We start from the raw sequence: 16,848 nt of genomic DNA on the forward strand, positions 1-16,848 counted from the left end.
TGCTCGTAGAATCGTGCGCACCATGGTTTACCTCGACCACGCCGCCACCACCCCGATGCTCCCGGAGGCGGTGCAGGCGATGACCGCCCAGCTCACCGTCACCGGCAACGCGTCCTCGTTGCACGCCGCCGGCCGGCGGGCCCGGCGTGCCGTCGAGGAGGCGCGGGAATCCCTCGCCTCCGCGCTCGGCGCGCGCCCCAGTGAGGTGGTCTTCACCGCGGGCGGCACCGAAGCCGACAATCTCGCGGTCAAGGGCCTCTACTGGGCCCGCCGGGACGCCGAGCCGGCCCGTACCCGCGTCCTCGCCAGCCCCGTCGAGCACCACGCCGTCCTGGACGCCGTGGAGTGGCTCGCCGAGCACGAGGGCGCGCGCGTCGAATGGCTGCCCGTCGACGCGTACGGACGGGTGCACGCCGACGCGCTCCGCGAAGCGATCGCCCGCGACCCCGACGACGTGGCGCTCGCCACCGTCATGTGGGCCAACAACGAGATCGGCACGATCATGCCGGTCCGCGAACTGTCCGCCGTCGCGGCGGAATTCGGCATTCCGCTGCACGCCGACGCGGTCCAGGCGTTCGGGCAGGTGGAAGTCGACTTCGCGGCCTCCGGCCTGGCCGCGATGACCGTCTCCGCACACAAGATCGGCGGGCCGTACGGCGTCGGGGCGCTGCTGCTGCGGCGCGAGTACGCGCCCGTCCCCGTCCTGCACGGCGGTGGCCAGGAGCGGCAGGTGCGCTCCGGCACCCTGGACACCCCCGGCATCGCCGCGTTCGCCGCCGCCGCGCGGTACGCCGTCGCGCACCGCGCGGAGTTCGCCCGGGACGTCGGCGCGCTGCGCGACGACCTCGTCAAGGCGGTACGGGCCGCCGCCCCGGACGCCGTCCTCGGCGGCGACCCCGACCCGGCGGGCCGCCTCCCCGCCAACGCGCACTTCTCCTTCCCCGGCTGCGAGGGCGACTCCCTGCTGCTCCTCCTGGACGCCCAGGGCATCGCCTGCTCCACGGGCTCCGCCTGCACGGCGGGCGTCGCCCAGCCCAGCCACGTCCTGCTCGCCGCGGGCATGGACGCGGACCTCGCCCGCGGCACGCTGCGCTTCTCCCTCGGCCACACCTCCACCGAGGCGGACGTGGCGGCGGTGGCGGAGGTGATCGGCCCGGTGGTGGAACGGGCGCGCAGCGCGGGGCTGAGCTGAGGACCGGGGATGCGCGCCGAGCTGGGGGCCGGGGCGCGGGCTGGGCCGGGCTGGACTGAGGCCCGGGGCACGGAGCGCGGGTCCGAGCCGGGGCCTGGGCGCGGAGTGGCGGTGGGCTCACCGGCCCGGTCGAGCGCGCGCCCGGCTCATCCGACCGTGTCGAGCACGGCCTGGAGGAGCAGCCGCCAGGCCGGCTCGGCACCGGTGCCGAAGGCCGCGGCGAGGGTGTAGCCGATCGCGGCGTCCTCCCGCAGCGGCGGCGCCACGTCCGGGTGCCAGTCGGCCCAGACGTGCCCGGTGCCGTCCGAGGAGAAGTCCGCGATCCGGCGGCCCTCCTTGACCAGCCGGCTCCCGTTGGGCGAGTCCGGCAGGAGCCGGTAGACGGCGCCGCCGTAGATCACCTCCACCCGGTGCGAGCGCCGGGTGAGCCGCCCCTTGCCGGGCGTGAGGTGCGCGGGCCGGCCGTCGACGGTCAGCCGCAGATACCCGCCGTCGCGGGTGCCGACCGGGACGTGCCGGGCCGCCGGCGCGCCCGGTGAGCGGCGCAGCTCCGCCGTCGCCACCCGGTCACCGCGCACCGTGAGCAGGCCGGCGTCGGAGTCCAGGTCCAGCCGGACCGCGCCGAACGCGCGGTCCTCGGCGAGGCCGGGCCCGCCGTCGCTGCTCCGGTCCGCCGGCCCGGTGGCCGGGGCTCTGTCGTACGCCATCAGTGGTCCGTTCCGCGAGGGGCGCCGCGCGGCGCCGGGACGCCCCGGCGGCCCCGTGTCACGCCCCCGGCGCGGGGGACGGCCGGCGCAGCTCGGCGCGCACCAGGTCCAGGTACAGCCTCCAGTTCCAGTGTGGCCCGGGATCGGTGTGATCGGTGCCCGGTACCTCCACATGGCCCACGATGTGCTGCCGGTCGGCGGGGAAGCCGTAGCGCCGGCAGATCCCGGCGGCAAGGCGCGCGGATGATGCGTACATGGCAGGCGTGAAGGACGCCGGACGGTCCACGAACCCCTCGTGCTCGATGCCGACGCTGCGCTCGTTGTACGCGCGGTTGCCCGCGTGGTACGCCACGTCCAGCTCGCGGACCGTCTGCGCCACCTGCCCGTCCTTGCGCACCACGTAGTGCGCCGCCGCGCCGTGCAGCGGGCTCTGGAAGACCCGCAGTGCGTCCGTGTAGCCGCCCTGGACGACGTGGACGACCACCCGGTCGACGGGGTAGTCGTCCGGGCGGTCGGCCTGCCGCCAGTTCGCCGGGGCGGCCGGGACCCAGCGCGCTCCGCCGTGGTCCACCGCGCCGTCCGTCCGGGGCTTCCTGCGGCCGGGCAGTCGCCACCACCAGCGCAGCAGGTCGTCGTGCAGCGCGTACGCCGCCCCGCCCGCCAGCGCCGTGCCCGCGCCGCCGAGCAGCAGGGCCCGTCTGCTGAAACCCTGGCCGGCCGGCCGCCCGGCCTCCCCCGCGTCTCCCATGAGCTGCACAACGCTTGGGAGGCTGTCGGTGGTTCCGTCTACCCTGGAAGGGTTATGACGACTGACGCTCCCCGCCGCCTCCGCGTGCTCGCCGCCATGTCCGGCGGTGTCGACTCCGCCGTCGCCGCCGCCCGCGCCGCCGAGGCCGGCCACGACGTGACCGGCGTGCACCTCGCGCTCTCCGAGAACCCGAAGTCCTTCCGCACCGGGGCCCGGGGCTGCTGCACGATCGAGGACTCGCACGACGCCCGCCGCGCCGCCGACGTCATCGGCATCCCGTTCTACGTCTGGGACCTCGCCGAGCGCTTCCGCGAGGACGTCGTCGAGGACTTCTTCGCCGAGTACGAGGCAGGCCGCACCCCCAATCCCTGCCTGCGCTGCAACGAGAAGATCAAGTTCGCCGCGCTGCTGGACAAGGCGCTCGCCCTCGGCTTCGACGCGGTCTGCACCGGCCACTACGCCACGGTCGTGGAGCACCCGGACGGCAGCCGCGAGCTGCACCGCGCCTCCGACATGGCCAAGGACCAGTCGTACGTCCTCGGCGTGCTCGACGACCAGCAGCTCGCGCACGCCATGTTCCCGCTCGGCGACACCCTCACCACCAAGGCGGAGATCCGCGAGGAGGCCGCCCGGCGCGGCCTGTTCGTCGCCAAGAAGCCGGACAGCCACGACATCTGCTTCATCGCCGACGGCGACACCCAGGGTTTCCTCGCCAAGCGGCTCGGCACGGCCGAGGGCGACATCGTCGACGAGTCCGGCGCCAAGCTCGGCACCCACGAGGGCGCGTACGGCTTCACCATCGGCCAGCGCAAGGGCCTGCGCATCGGCACCCCGGCCCCGGACGGCAAGCCGCGCTACGTCCTGGACATCTCCCCGGTCGACAACACCGTGACCGTCGGCCCGGCCGAGGCACTGGACGTGACCGCGCTGACCGCCGTCCGCCCCCGCTGGTGCGGCGCCGCGCCGTCCGGCCCCGGCACGTACACCGCGCAGTTGCGCGCCCACGGCGGCGAGACCGAGGTCACCGCCGAGCCGGTCGACGGCGGACTGCGTGTCACCTTCGCCGAGCCGGTCCGCGGCGTGGCCCCCGGCCAGGCCATCGTGCTGTACGACGGCACGCGGGTGGTCGGCTCGGCGACGATCGCGACGACGGACCGCGCCCGGGCGCTCGCGTGACCGGCGGGCGCCCGGGCGGGGCCTCGGGCACCGGGGCTCAGAGCACCCCGCGCACCGACCGGCGGTAGCCGGAGCGCCGCTCCTCGATGGCGCTCCAGCGGTCGCCGTAGACGTTTCGTGTGATCCCGGGCTCGGCCAGGAAGTCGTGCGGGAAGCCGAGGGGGACGGCGCTCACCTCGTCGAGCCGCCGCAGGGCGTCCGCGTCCAGCTCGACGTCCACGCTCGCGAGGTTGTCGGCGAGCTGGCTCTCCTTGGTGGCGGCGATGATCGGGATGACGTTCCCGGGCCGCTGCCGCAGCCAGGCCAGGGCCACCTGCGCCGGGCTCCAGCCGCCCTGCTCGGCGACCTCCAGCACCGCCGAGACCGTCGCCTCCTCGGTGTCCGGCGCGCGGCCGTCGTCGCCGACGACGTCCAGCCGGCCCCGCTCGCCGCGCCGGTACTTGCCGGTGAGTTTGCCGGCGGCCAGCGGGGCCCACGCCAGGACGGCCAGGTCGAAGGCGCGTGCCTGGGGGAGCAGCTCGCGCTCCGGGGTGCGCTCCAGCAGGCTGTAGCGGAGCTGGGAGCCGGCGAACGCGGTCCAGCCGCGCAGCCCGGCGAGGGTGTTCGCCTGCGCGATCTCCCAGGCGGGCCAGTCGGACACACCGACGTACAGCACCTTGCCCGACCGTACGACGTCGTCCAGCGCCCGCATGATCTCCTCGACGGGCGTGAAGTTGTCCCGGGCGTGCACCCAGAGGACGTCCAGGTGGTCGGTGCGCAGCCGGGCGAGGCTCTGCTCCACCGACCGCACCAGGTTCTTGCGGTGGCTGCCCGCCGCGTTCGGGTCGCCCTCGCGGGTCGCGCACGTGTACTTGCTGGCGAGCACGAAGCGGTCCCGGCGGCCGTCGAGCAGGCGCCCGAGGATCTTCTCGGAGCTGCCGTCGGTGTAGTTGCCGGCGGTGTCGATGAAGTTGCCGCCCGCGTCGTCGTAGGCGTCGACGATCCGCCCACTGGTGTCCTCGGAGGCGCCCCAGCCCCAGTCCGAGCCGATGGTCATGGTGCCGAGGCTCAGCTCGCTCACCCGCAGACCGGTCCTGCCGAACAGTGTGTAACGCACGGAGAGTTCCCCTTCGCTGGTCGGTACGTGCCTCAGACGCTAGGAGGTGGAGGGCGCTCCAACGCAAGCGCCGGGCCGGACCGGTCGCACACCGGGGCACTGACAAATGTCACGGCGATGTGGGGACACCCGTGACTGCCGGGGGGCGGGGTCCGGAGGCGAAGCTGAAGGCGTCAAGATCGGACGGCGCGGACAGCGACACGGAGGAGCCCCATGAACAGCCAGGCCCCGCACGGAACAGCGGCCGGAACCGGCACCGGCGAGGCGGCCCGGCCCGGCGCGAAGCTGGAGGGCCCCCGGGCGCTGCTCCTGGACGCGGGCATCCCGATCGCGTCGTACTACGTCCTCACCGGTGTCTTCGGCATGAGCACCCTCGCCGCGCTGGGCTGGAGCGGCGTCCTGCCCGCCGCGCGCTCCGTGTGGAGCCTGGTCAGGGAACGCCGCTTCAACGCCATGGCCACGGTGATGACGGCGACCAACGTCATCGGACTGCTGCTGAGCCTGCTGGCCGGTGACGAGCGGCTGATGATGGCCAAGGACAGCGCCGTGAGCAGCACCTTCGGCCTGGCGGTGCTGGTGTCCGCGCTGATCGGCCGGCCGATGATGGCACCGGCGCTCAAGCCGTGGCTCACCCGGGGCGACGCGGCCAAGGGCGCCGCGTGGGACCGGCTGACCGCGGGGTCGGCGCGGTTCCGGCGGGTGCAGAGCGCGCACTCCGCCGTGTGGGGCGCGGCCCTGCTGGGCGAGTGCGTGGCGCGGGTGATCGGCGCGTTCACGCTGCCGGTGGACACCATGGTGTGGCTGGGCACGGTGATGCTGATCGTGGCCATCGTGGTCGCCACGGTGGTCAGCGGGCTGGTCGGCGTCAACCGGCTGGAGAAGATGCTCGGGGCCGAGATGGCGGCGCACGCGGCGGCCGGGGCGCCGGCTCCGGCCGCCGCCCCGGCCCCGGCGGTCAGCGCAGTCCCGGCAGGGACCGCAGCTCGGTGATCCGCAGGACACGCGCCAGCAGCAGGAAGAGCAGGGCCATGGTCACCGCCCCGGCGGCCATGGCCGCCACCGTGGCCCAGAAGGCATCCCCGGTGGCACCGGCGCAGGCGTGGGCCGCCGCCCAGCCCACCGCCCCGGCGGCCAGCGCGGCACCGGTCAGCTTGCCGTACGTACGGGTCAGGCGGCGCCCGTCCAGCCGCCCCGCCAGCTTCCGGCGCAGGAGGAACGCGCCGGCGAGCAGCCCGACGGCGTACGACACGGCGTACGCGGCGGCCATGCCGACGACCGCCCACCGGGCCGGCAGCAGCAGATGGCAGCCGGTGGCGAGCGCGATGTTCACGCCGGAGATCCCGGCGGCCAACAGGAACGGCGTACGCGTGTCCTCGAAGGCGTAGAAGCCGCGCAGCAGCAGCGACTGGGCGGAGAACGGGATCAGGCCCAGCCCGAGCGCCTGGAGCATCTGCCCCAGCGGCACGGCGGACTCGGCGCTGGCGGCGCCGTGCGCGTACAACAGCCGCGCCATCTCCGGGCCGAAGGCCACGAAGAAGACGGCGGCCGGGACGATGACCGCGCCACTGACCCGCAGCGCGCGCGAGAGGTCGTCCCGCAGGTCGTCCAGGCGCCGTTCGGCGGCCGCCCGGGTCATCCGCGGCAGCAGCGCGGTGATCAGCGAGACGGTGACGACGGACTGCGGCAGGCCCCAGATGTTCTGCGCGTACGTGTACGCGGAGAAGCCGACGCCGGCCGTGGGCAGTTCCTGGTCGGCGGCGGTCGCGTAGTGCGTGACCACGGTCATCGAGACCAGGTTGGCCAGCACGAACAGCAGCGTCCAGCGCGCCGCGTCGGCGCTCTTGCGCAGCCCGGTGCCGCGCCAGTCGAAGCGCGGCCGGAAGCAGAAGCCCGCCTCGCGCGCGTAGGGGACCAGAGCCACCGCCTGGAGGGCGATGCCGATCGTGGTGCCCACCCCGAGCATCCGCACCTGCGCCCCGGTGATGTCCGCCACCGTCTCCGGGACGGTCAGCAGGCCGATGTACGCGCCGAACACGGCGATCAGAACGACGTTGTTGAGCACCGGCGTCCACATCATCGCGCCGAACTTCCCGCGCGCGTTGAGCACCTGCCCCAGGATGCCGAACACCCCGTAGAAGAAGATCTGCGGCAGCAGGAACCGGGCGAAGACCACGGTCAGTTCGTAGGCGGCGTGGTTCTCCGGTGTGTCCGTCGTGTAGAGGCGCACGATCTCGGGCGCGGCCCACACCGCGAGCAGCGTGCCGACGCCCAGGACGGCCAGCACGAGCGTGACGAGCCGCTGCTCGTGGGCCCGCCCGCCGTCCGGGTGCGTCACCCGCGCCCGGACGAGCTGCGGCACGAGCACGGCGTTGAGGGCGCCGCCGATCAGCAACGTGTACAGGCTCATCGGCACGAGGTTGGCGGTGTTGTACGTGGTGGCCAGCAGCCCCGTACCGAGGGCGCCGGCCTGGAGGACGCCCCGGATCAGGCCGGTCGCGCGGGAGACGACCGTACCGGCGGCCATCAGGAGGGAGGAGCGGCGCAGGCTGCCGGCGGCGGCCCCGCCGCCCGCGCCGTCACCGGCTGCCGTACGGGCCCCGGTCCCCGCCTCCGGGCCGCTTTCCGCCCCGGTGTCACCGTGCGTCCCTGTCCCTGTCCCTGTCCCAGTTCCCCCGTGGCCGTCGGCCGTGTTCCGTGTGTGCGCTGCTGGGCGCGTTCCCTCCACCATGACGGCAACCTAAGCCCAGAGGTTCACGCTTCGCGACTTCCGCCCCGGTGCTCCCGGGCGTCCCCCGGGCCCCTAGGCTCGGCGGCAGCGACGGGACGTCCCAGGGCCGCCCGGCCGGAATCCGGTGCCACGCGCGGAGCACGGCTGCCGGCGGCCCTTCGTCGGCCACGAAGGGAAGTACAGACATGTCGACAGTTCACGCCGGGGCCGGTACGGCCGGACGGCACTCGACGGCCGTACCGGAAGCGCTGCACCGGGAACTGGTGCGGCGCAACCCCGGGGAGCCCGAGTTCCACCAGGCCGCCCTGGAAGTGCTGCAGACCCTCGCCCCGGCGCTGGCGGCCCGCCCCGAGTACGCCGAGGCCAAGATCCTGGAACGGCTCTGTGAACCGGAGCGCCAGATCCTCTTCCGCGTGCCGTGGCAGGACGACTCGGGTGCCGTCCACATCAACCGGGGCTTCCGGGTGGAATTCAACAGCGCGCTCGGGCCCTACAAGGGCGGCCTGCGCTTCCACCCGTCCGTCAACCTCGGCATCGTCAAGTTCCTCGGCTTCGAGCAGATCTTCAAGAACGCCCTCACCGGGCTGAACATCGGCGGCGGCAAGGGCGGCAGCGACTTCGACCCGCGCGGCCGCTCGGACGCCGAGGTGATGCGGTTCTGCCAGTCCTTCATGACCGAACTGCACCGGCACCTGGGCGAGCACACCGACGTCCCGGCGGGCGACATCGGCGTCGGCGGCCGGGAGATCGGCTACCTCTTCGGCCAGTACCGGCGGATCACCAACCGCTGGGAGGCCGGGGTGCTGACCGGCAAGGGCCTCGGCTGGGGCGGCTCCACGGTCCGCACGGAGGCCACCGGCTACGGCAACGTGCTGTTCACCGCCGAGATGCTGCGGCAGCGCGGCGAGGACCTGGACGGGCAGCAGGTCGTGGTCTCCGGCTCGGGCAATGTCGCCCTCTACACCATCGAGAAGGCCCAGGCGCTCGGCGCGCACGTACTGACCTGCTCGGACTCCGGCGGCTACGTGGTCGACGAGAAGGGCATCGATCTCGCCCTGCTCAAGCAGGTCAAGGAGGTCGAGCGGGGCCGCGTCGAGGAGTACGCGGACCGGCGCGGCGCCTCCGCCCGGTACGTGCCGGGCGGGCGGGTCTGGGACGTGGCGTGCGACGTCGCACTGCCCTCCGCGACCCAGAACGAACTGGACGCCGACGCCGCGCGCGTCCTCGTGCGCAACGGCGTCAAGGCCGTCTCCGAAGGCGCCAACATGCCGACGACACCCGGGGCGGTGGCCCTCCTCCAGGAAGCGGGCGTGGCCTTCGGGCCGGGCAAGGCGGCCAACGCGGGCGGTGTGGCCACCAGCGCGCTGGAGATGCGGCAGAACTCCGGCCGCGAGTCCTGGAGCTTCGAGCGCACCGAGGACGAACTGGCGGCCATCATGCGGGGCATCCACGCCACGTGCCACGAGACCGCGGAGCGCCACGGCCTGCCGGGCGACTACGTCACGGGCGCGAACATCGCGGGCTTCGAACGGGTGGCGGCGGCGATGCTGGCACAGGGGCTGATCTGAGGCGGAGCCGACGCCGGGACGTAGCCGGTGCCGGGCCGGGCGGCCGGGCCGGGACGCGCGGCCGGCGGCTCGTAGAGTGACCGGTATGAACATCTGTGTCTTCTGCTCCGCCGCCGACCTCGACGCCCGGTACACGGCCCCCGCCCGGGAGTTCGCCACGCTGATCGGCAAGGGCGGCCACGCGATGGTGTGGGGCGGCTCGGACAGCGGGCTGATGAAGGTCATGGCCGACGGCGTGGAGGCGGCGGGCGGCCGGCTCGTCGGCGTCTCCGTGGACTTCCTCGCGCACAAGGTGCGCCCCAGGGTCGACGACATGGTGGTCACCAAGGACCTCGCCGAGCGCAAGGCCGAGCTGCTGGCGCGCGCCGACGCCGTCGTCATCATGGTCGGCGGCACCGGCACGCTGGACGAGGCCACCGAGATCCTGGAACTGAAGAAGCACGGGCTGCACACCAAGCCGGTGGTGCTGCTGAACACCGCCGGTTTCTACGACGGCCTCAAGGAGCAGTTCCAGCGGATGGCGGACGAGGGTTTCCTGCCGGTGCCGCTCACCGACCTGGTCTTCTTCGCCGAGGACGGCGCCGGGGCGCTGGCGTATCTGGAGGAGCAGGCGGGCATTCAGGGCTGAGGGGCGTACTGGGGCGAACCCGGGTGTACGGCGCATACCGAGCGTACGGCGGTGTACACGGGCGTACGGGGTGGAGCCGGGCCGGTCCTGGTCCGGGCCTGATCCAAGCCTGGCCGGTCCTCCCCGGAACCGTCGATTCCGCTCCGCGCGGACGGCGCCGCACCGGCCCGGCCCCCTCGTTAGGATCGGGCCCATGGGTACGCACTTGATCACGGGCGCAGGATCGGGCATCGGAGCGGCGGTCGCGCGGCGGCTCGCCGGCCGGGGTGAGGAACTCTGGCTGCTGGCGCGCGACGCCGGCCGCGCCAAGGAACTGGCCGAGCAGTTCCCCGGCGCCCGCACGGTGGTCGGCGACCTCGCCACCCCCGAGAAGCTGGACTGGGCCTTCGGCAAGCAGTCGCTGCCGGACCGCCTCGACTCCCTGCTGCACATCGCGGGCGTCGTCGAGCTGGGCGCCGTCGGCGACCTCGGCCCCAAGGCCTGGCAGCGCACGCTCGCCGCCAACCTCGTCTCGCCCGCCGAGCTGACCCGCCAGTTCCTCCCGCAGTTGCGGGTCGCCAAGGGCCACGTGGTCTTCGTCAACTCCGGCGCCGGGCTGCACGCCCACGCCCAGTGGGGTGCGTACGCCGCCAGCAAGCACGGCCTGAAGGCGCTGGCCGACTCGCTCCGGGCCGAGGAGCACGGCAACGGCGTACGGGTCACCTCCATCTACCCGGGCCGCACCGCCACCCCCATGCAGGAGAGCGTCTTCCGCCAGGAGGGCCGCGCGTACGACGCCGCCCAGTGGATCGACCCGGAATCGGTCGCCACCACCCTCCTCACGGCCCTCGACCTCCCGCGCGACGCGGAGATCAACGACTTGACGGTCCGGCCGGGGCGGTAACCGGGACGGCAGGGCGCGCCCAGGTCACGCCCCCCCCCCGGAGGGGCGCCCGCCCCAATGGCCCGAGGTCACACCGCTTACCCTCGGGGCGTGACCGAGAACAGCACCCCCGCCCGCCTCCCCGGCAACGCCGCCACCGGTATCGGTTCGATGCCGGGCGGCGACGCCCGTGAGGCCGCCAGGACCGTGACCGGCTCGCTGGAGACTTTGCCGTACCTGCCGGAGCTGCCCGCCCGGGGGCCCGGCGCCGACATGATCGGCCGGACCGCCGGGCTCCTCGTCGAGGTGTACGCCCATGTGGAGCCGAGCGGCTGGCGGATCAGCGACCGGCCCGGCCGGGACACCCGGCGCGCCCGCTCCTGGATGGGCGAGGACCTGGACGCGCTGGAGGAGTTCACCCAGGGCCACGACGGGGACCTGAAGGTCTCGGCGGTCGGCCCGTGGACCCTGGCCGCCGCGCTGGAGCTGCGCAACGGCGAGGCGGCCCTCAGCGATCCCGGCGCCTGCCGTGACCTGACGGCGTCGCTGGCCGAGGGCCTGCGCGCGCACCTCGCCGACGTACGGCGCCGGGTGCCCGGCGCGCGCCCGGTGCTCCAGCTCGACGAGCCGTCGCTGACCGCCGTTCTCCAGGGGCGGGTCAGGTCCGCGAGCGGCTACCGCACCCACCGCGCGGTGGACCGGGCCGTCGTGGAGGGCGCGCTGCGCGACCTGGTGGCCGTCGCCGGCGCGGCGGGCGCGCCGGTGGTCGTGCACTCCTGCGCCCCCGAGGTCCCCTTCGCCCTGCTGCGCCGGGCCGGCGTCACCGGCGTCTCGTTCGATTTCGGGCTGCTCACCGAGCGTGAGGAAGAGGCGATCGGAGAGGCGGTCGAGGGGGGTACGACGCTCCTGGCGGGCGTGGTGCCCGGCGTGGACGGTCCATTGTCAGACCCTGCCGGTAGCGTCATGGGTGTCAGGACGCTGTGGCGCAGGCTGGGGCTGGCGCCGGGGACTCTCGCCGAGTCCGTGGTGGTCACTCCGTCGTGCGGGCTGGCGGGCGCTTCGCCCGCATATGCCCGTTCGGTGCTCGACCATTGCGTCCGGGCCGCGAGATCGCTCGCAGACAACCCTGAGTGACGGCACTCAAGGACCACGGGAGGACGTAACGGTGGCCGGCGAACAGCACACGGCGGGGCACGCGGTGCCCGCGAAGGCGCGGGAAGAGCACGCCCATCTGGCCGAGCAGATCGAGGAGCACCGCTTCCGCTACTACGTGCGGGACGCCCCCGTCGTCAGCGACGCGGAGTTCGACAAGCTGCTGCGGTCCCTGGAGGCGCTGGAGGAAAAGCACCCCGAGCTGCGCACCCCGGACTCGCCGACACAGAAGGTCGCCGGGCAGTACGAGACCGAGTTCACCGAGGTCGCGCACCGCGAGCGGATGCTCTCGCTGGACAACGCCTTCGACGACGAGGAGCTGGCGGCCTGGGCCGAGCGGCTGGCGACGGAGCTGGGCGGCGACCCCAAGAGCGCGGGCTACCACTTCCTGTGCGAGCTGAAGGTCGACGGCCTCGCGGTCAATCTCACGTACGAGAACGGCCGGCTGACCCGCGCCGCCACCCGGGGCGACGGCCGTACGGGCGAGGACATCACGCCCAACGTCCGCACCATCACCGAGATCCCCGACCGCCTCAAGGGCGACCGGGTCCCCGCCCTGGTGGAGGTGCGCGGCGAGGTCTACTTCCCGATGGAGAAGTTCCTGGAGCTGAACGAACGGCTGGTGGCCGACGGCAAGCCGCCGTTCGCCAACCCGCGCAACGCCGCCGCCGGTTCGCTGCGCCAGAAGGATCCGAAGGTCACGGCCACCCGCCCGCTGCACATGGTCGTGCACGGCATCGGCGCCCGCGAGGGCTTCGACATCGACTGCCAGTCGCACGCGTACGACCTGCTGCGCGAATGGGGCCTGCCGACCGCCGACCACAACGAGGTCGTCGACTCCCTGGCGGCCGTGCGCGACTTCATCAAGCGCTACGGCGACCCGGAGACCCGGCGCACGGCCGTCGCCCACGAGATCGACGGCACCGTGGTCAAGCTGGACGAGATCGCCTTGCAGGGCCGTCTCGGCGCCACCTCGCGCGCGCCGCGCTGGGCCATCGCGTGGAAGTACCCGCCGGAGGAGGTCAACACCAAGCTGGTGGACATCCGCGTCGGCGTCGGCCGTACGGGCCGCGTCACGCCGTACGCGGTCGTCGAACCGGTCACGGTGGCCGGCTCCGAGGTCGAGTTCGCCACCCTGCACAACCAGGACGTGGTCAAGGCCAAGGGCGTGTTCATCGGCGACACGGTCGTCCTGCGCAAGGCGGGCGACGTGATCCCGGAGATCCTCGGCCCGGTGGTGGATCTGCGGGACGGCAGCGAGCGGGAGTTCGTGATGCCCGCCGAGTGCCCCGAGTGCGGTACGGCGCTGCAGCCCGCCAAGGAGGGCGACGTCGACCTGCGCTGCCCCAACGCCCGCTCCTGCCCCGCCCAGATCCGCGAGCGGCTGTTCTACCTGGCCGGCCGCAAGTGCCTGGACATCGAGAACTTCGGCTATGTCGCGGCCACGGCCCTCAGCCAGCCCCTGGAGCCGGCCGAGCCGCCGCTGAAGGACGAGGGCGACCTCTTCGGCCTGTCCATCGAGCAGTTGCTGCCCATCAAGTCCTACGTCCTGGACCCGGACAGCGGCCTGCCCAAGCGCGACCCGAAGACCGGAGAGGAGAAGGTCGTCACGTTCTTCGCCAACCAGAAGGGCGAGCCGAAGAAGAACGCCCTGGCGATGCTGGAGAACATCCAGGCGGCCAAGGAGCGGCCGCTGGCGCGGATCCTGACGGGCCTGTCGATCCGTCATGTGGGGCCGGTGGCGGCCCAGGCGCTGGCGATGGAGTTCCGTTCACTGGACCGGATCAGGGACGCGAGCGAGGAGGAGCTGGCCGCCGTCGAGGGCGTCGGCGCGACCATCGCGGCCTCGCTCAAGCAGTGGTTCGCCGACGACTGGCACCGCGAGATCGTGGAGAAGTGGCGGGCCGCCGGTGTCCGGATGGAGGAGGAATCCTCAGGAGACGAAGGCCCGCGTCCACTTGAAGGCGTCACCGTCGTTGTAACGGGCACACTTCAGTCACACACCAGAGATGGCGCGAAAGAAGCCCTGCAGCGTCTCGGAGCGAAGGTGACCGGTTCCGTTTCGAAGAAGACCGGTTTCGTGGTGGTGGGAGACAATCCTGGTTCGAAGTACGACAAGGCCATGCAGTTGAAGGTGCCTGTGCTAGACGATGACGGCTTCGCGGTGCTGCTGGAGCAGGGTCCCGATGAAGCACGAGCGGTAGCTGTCACTCCGCCTGAGGGCGAGTGAGGAGTCACCTCATCGGCGCATAGCAGATGGTTCCGGATGGCCGGGTCGCATTCGGGCAACCGCTGCCGATCGCTGCCCGCGGCGGCCTTCTGCGGCCTACTGTTGAGGTGTGCGCCTGCCGTGGCGCGGGCACAGCCGGCTGTGAGAGGTATCGGAATGAAACCGACCGACAGCGCCGCTCCGGCGTCGCGGCTCCGCCGGCTCGTCGTGCCCGCGCTGCCCGCGGCCGTCGTGCTGATGGCGGGCACCGCGCTCGCGGCGGGAGTGATCCGGACGCTCGGCGCCGGCCGGGCCCTGTTCCCGGAAGGCGCCGTCGGCTGGTCCCTGGCGATCCTGACCGGCGTCATCGTCGGCCACCTCGTCGCGCTCGGCCGCGACCGCTGGTGGGGCGGCACGGGCTCGGGCGCGGCCCTGGCCCTCGCCGTCCTGCTGCTGTACGGCTGGGTGCCCGCCGTCCTGGTGAGCGTGGCCGTCGTCCTGCTGGTCGGCGCGGCGCGCCGGCACCGCTGGCGACAGGCCCTGCTGCACGGCGCGGTGGACATCCTCGGGATCGGTGCCGCGGCGCTGGGCCTGGCCGCCTTCCATGTCGTACCGACCATCGAGCACCCGTGGCAGCCCGCCGCCTGGGACCTGTCCGTACTGCCCGACATCCTGGTCGCGGCCGCCGCCTACCTGATCGTCACCCGCGCCCTGCTGTGGTTCACGATGGCCTCGCGCAGCGGCAGCCTGCCCACCATCGCCCGGACGGCCCTGGCCCGCCAGGCCCTGGTGGGCGTGGCGCTGCTGGGCATCTCGCCGCTGATCGTGGTGGCCGCGGTGCACGCGCCGTTCCTGCTGCCGATGTTCGCCGTGCCGCTGATCGCCCTGGACTCCACCCTGTGGATCGCCCGCGCCCGGGCCGAGGAACAGCTCCGGGACCCGCTCACCGGCCTGCCCAACCGCCAGTGGCTGCTGGAGCGCACCTGGACCGCGCTGGACGACGCCGAGCGCATCGGCGCCCGCTCCGCCCTCGTCCTGATCGACCTGGACCGCTTCCGCTCGGTCAACGACACCCTCGGCCACCTCGCCGGCGACCGGCTGCTCCTCCAGATAGCCGACCGGTTGCGGCACGCGCTGCCGCGCGGCGCCGAGGTCGCCCGGCTCGGCGGCGACGAGTTCGCGGTCCTGCTGCCCACCGCGGACTCCCTGACCAGCGCCCAGCGGGTGGCCCGCAACCTGGTCGCGGCCCTCGGCTCGCCGCTCGACCTGGACGGCCTCACCCTCGTGCTGGAGGCCAGCGCGGGGGTCGCGGTCTTCCCCGACCACGCCCTGGACGCCGAGGGCCTGCTGCGCCGGGCCGACGTCGCCATGTACCAGGCCAAGCGGGACCGCAGCGGCGTCGAGGTGTACGAGGCCAAGCGGGACGGCAACACTCCCGACCGGCTGGGCCTGTTGGGTGATCTGCGCCGTGCGCTGGACGCCGGCGACGTGGAGCTGCACTACCAGCCCAAGGTCGGCTTCGACGGGCATGTGGCCGGGCTGGAGGCGCTGGTCCGGTGGGTCCATCCGGAGCGCGGCCGGGTCCCTCCGGACGAGTTCATCGCCATCGCCGAGTCCTCCGGGCTGATGCCGCGCCTGACGGAGTACGTCCTGGAGACCGCGCTCGCCCAGGTGGCCCGGTGGCGCGCGTCCGGCCTGGAGGTGCCGGTCGCCGTCAACGTCTCGCCGCGCGATGTGCACACCCCCGGCTTCGCCGGCGCGGTGGCCGCCCGGCTGGCCCGCCACCAGGTGCCCCCGGGCTCGCTCCAGTTGGAGATAACGGAACACGTCCTGCTGGAGGACCCGCAGCGGGCCGCCGACACGCTGGCCGGGCTGACCGGCCACGGCGTCAAGATGTCCCTCGACGACTTCGGCACCGGCTACTCCTCCCTCGTCCACCTGCGCCGCCTGCCGGTCAGCGAGCTGAAGATCGACCGGTCCTTCGTCGCCCGGCTCGCCGTGGACAACGAGGACGCCGAGATCGTCCGCTGCACCCTGGACCTGGCCCACTCGCTCGGTCTGCTGGTGGTCGCCGAGGGCGTCGAGGACGACGAGACCTGGGAGCGGCTGCGCGACCTGGGCTGCGACGCCGTACAGGGCTGGCTGGTCGCCGCCGCGATGCCGCCGGACGAGACCACGGCCTGGCTGCGGGCCCGCGGCGAGCGCGGCTGGCAACGCGAGACGGAGCGTCCCGCCGTCGAGCCGCAGCACGAGCGCGCCACGGCGGTCGGGGAAGCCGACCAGCGCGTCACCTGACCGGTCGGCCGCCCGGGCCCGGCCCGGCCGCCGGCCCGTCGTCTCCAGGGGTGCCGCCCCACCGGCCCCGTGCTCCAGGAGGCTCTCCGGCCGCCCCTGCGGGAATGCGTTTCGAACCCCCATCGGCTACGCAATAGGATTGGCCCGGACAACACAGCCAAGACACTCACCCTGAGGATCGCTGCATGCCTGGCATCACGCGCGAGGAGGTTGCCCACCTCGCCCGGCTGGCGCGCTTGGAGCTGAAGGACGAAGAGCTCGATCACTTCGCCGGACAGCTCGACGACATCATCGGCGCGGTCGCCCGCGTCTCCGAGGTCGCCGACCAAGACGTACCGCCGACCTCCCACCCGCTGCCCCTGACCAATGTCATGCGGCCGGACGTGGTCCGTCCGTCGCTGACGCCCGAGCAGGCGCTGTCCGGCGCCCCGGCCCAGGAACAGCAGCGTTTCAAGGTGCCGCAGATCCTGGGGGAGGAGTGACCGAC

Annotated in this window: 14 protein-coding genes; 10 read left to right on the plus strand and 4 right to left on the minus strand. The window is 73.4% G+C overall.

The annotated features are described in order from the left end of the window. The first annotated feature begins 22 nt into the window (after window positions 1–22). Window positions 23–1,192, plus strand: coding sequence for a cysteine desulfurase family protein (locus ACH4EB_RS26430; RefSeq protein WP_398350233.1), 1,170 nt, complete (start codon window positions 23–25; stop codon window positions 1,190–1,192). A 146-nt stretch (window positions 1,193–1,338) separates the two neighbouring features. On the opposite strand, the gene ACH4EB_RS26435 is transcribed toward ACH4EB_RS26430, so the two are convergent. Together ACH4EB_RS26435 and ACH4EB_RS26440 are read right to left on the minus strand one after the other, a co-directional pair. Further along, window positions 1,339–1,899, minus strand: coding sequence for a hypothetical protein (locus ACH4EB_RS26435; protein WP_398350235.1), 561 nt, complete (start codon window positions 1,897–1,899; stop codon window positions 1,339–1,341). A 58-nt stretch (window positions 1,900–1,957) separates the two neighbouring features. Further along, the gene (locus ACH4EB_RS26440; protein WP_398350236.1) at window positions 1,958–2,647 is read right to left on the minus strand and encodes an N-acetylmuramoyl-L-alanine amidase; all 690 of its coding nucleotides are present in this window, start codon (window positions 2,645–2,647) and stop codon (window positions 1,958–1,960) included. A 54-nt stretch (window positions 2,648–2,701) separates the two neighbouring features. On the opposite strand from ACH4EB_RS26440, the gene mnmA reads away from it, so the two are divergent. Next, the gene (gene mnmA, locus ACH4EB_RS26445) at window positions 2,702–3,823 is read left to right on the plus strand and encodes a tRNA 2-thiouridine(34) synthase MnmA (protein ID WP_398350238.1); all 1,122 of its coding nucleotides are present in this window, start codon (window positions 2,702–2,704) and stop codon (window positions 3,821–3,823) included. A gap of 37 nt (window positions 3,824–3,860) precedes the next feature. Here mnmA and ACH4EB_RS26450 read toward each other — a convergent pair whose 3' ends face one another. Further along, window positions 3,861–4,919 carry an aldo/keto reductase gene (locus ACH4EB_RS26450; protein WP_398350239.1) on the minus strand — a complete coding sequence of 353 codons (1,059 nt, stop codon included), beginning with the start codon at window positions 4,917–4,919 and terminating at the stop codon, window positions 3,861–3,863. Window positions 4,920–5,132: 213 nt separating this feature from the next. Between ACH4EB_RS26450 and ACH4EB_RS26455 the strand changes: the two genes are divergently transcribed. Continuing rightward, window positions 5,133–5,909: a VC0807 family protein gene (locus ACH4EB_RS26455; protein WP_398350241.1), complete on the plus strand. Its 777-nt coding sequence runs from the start codon at window positions 5,133–5,135 to the stop codon at window positions 5,907–5,909. Here ACH4EB_RS26455 and murJ read toward each other — a convergent pair. Continuing rightward, complete coding sequence (gene murJ, locus ACH4EB_RS26460; protein WP_398350242.1) at window positions 5,875–7,443, minus strand: murein biosynthesis integral membrane protein MurJ; 1,569 nt, start codon at window positions 7,441–7,443, stop codon at window positions 5,875–5,877. The genes ACH4EB_RS26455 and murJ overlap by 35 nt on opposite strands. 389 nt (window positions 7,444–7,832) lie before the next feature. Here murJ and gdhA point away from each other — a divergent pair, with 389 nt between their 5' ends. From gdhA to gatC, 7 genes are all read left to right on the plus strand, one after another. Beyond that, entirely contained in the window at window positions 7,833–9,215 is a 1,383-nt protein-coding gene (gene gdhA, locus ACH4EB_RS26465) for an NADP-specific glutamate dehydrogenase (protein WP_398350243.1), read from the plus strand. A gap of 85 nt (window positions 9,216–9,300) precedes the next feature. Next, a complete protein-coding gene (locus ACH4EB_RS26470; RefSeq protein ID WP_398350244.1) occupies window positions 9,301–9,843 on the plus strand; it encodes a TIGR00730 family Rossman fold protein in 543 nt (180 codons plus the stop codon). 193 nt (window positions 9,844–10,036) lie between these two features. Further along, on the plus strand, window positions 10,037–10,726 hold the full coding sequence (locus tag ACH4EB_RS26475) for an SDR family oxidoreductase (protein WP_398350246.1): 690 nt from the start codon (window positions 10,037–10,039) through the stop codon (window positions 10,724–10,726). Window positions 10,727–10,816: 90 nt separating this feature from the next. Further along, the gene (locus tag ACH4EB_RS26480; protein WP_398350247.1) at window positions 10,817–11,839 is read left to right on the plus strand and encodes a methionine synthase; all 1,023 of its coding nucleotides are present in this window, start codon (window positions 10,817–10,819) and stop codon (window positions 11,837–11,839) included. A gap of 31 nt (window positions 11,840–11,870) precedes the next feature. Continuing rightward, window positions 11,871–14,087: an NAD-dependent DNA ligase LigA gene (ligA, locus tag ACH4EB_RS26485; RefSeq protein ID WP_398350249.1), complete on the plus strand. Its 2,217-nt coding sequence runs from the start codon at window positions 11,871–11,873 to the stop codon at window positions 14,085–14,087. 156 nt (window positions 14,088–14,243) lie between these two features. Next, complete coding sequence (locus ACH4EB_RS26490) at window positions 14,244–16,361, plus strand: putative bifunctional diguanylate cyclase/phosphodiesterase (protein WP_398350250.1); 2,118 nt, start codon at window positions 14,244–14,246, stop codon at window positions 16,359–16,361. Between the two features lie 185 nt (window positions 16,362–16,546). Beyond that, window positions 16,547–16,843, plus strand: a complete 297-nt coding sequence (gene gatC / locus ACH4EB_RS26495) for an Asp-tRNA(Asn)/Glu-tRNA(Gln) amidotransferase subunit GatC (RefSeq protein WP_003984986.1) — start codon at window positions 16,547–16,549, stop codon at window positions 16,841–16,843. Window positions 16,844–16,848 lie beyond the last annotated feature (5 nt).

Origin of the sequence: Streptomyces sp. NPDC018045 (assembly GCF_044327445.1) — a bacterium.
Lineage (GTDB): Bacteria > Actinomycetota > Actinomycetes > Streptomycetales > Streptomycetaceae > Streptomyces.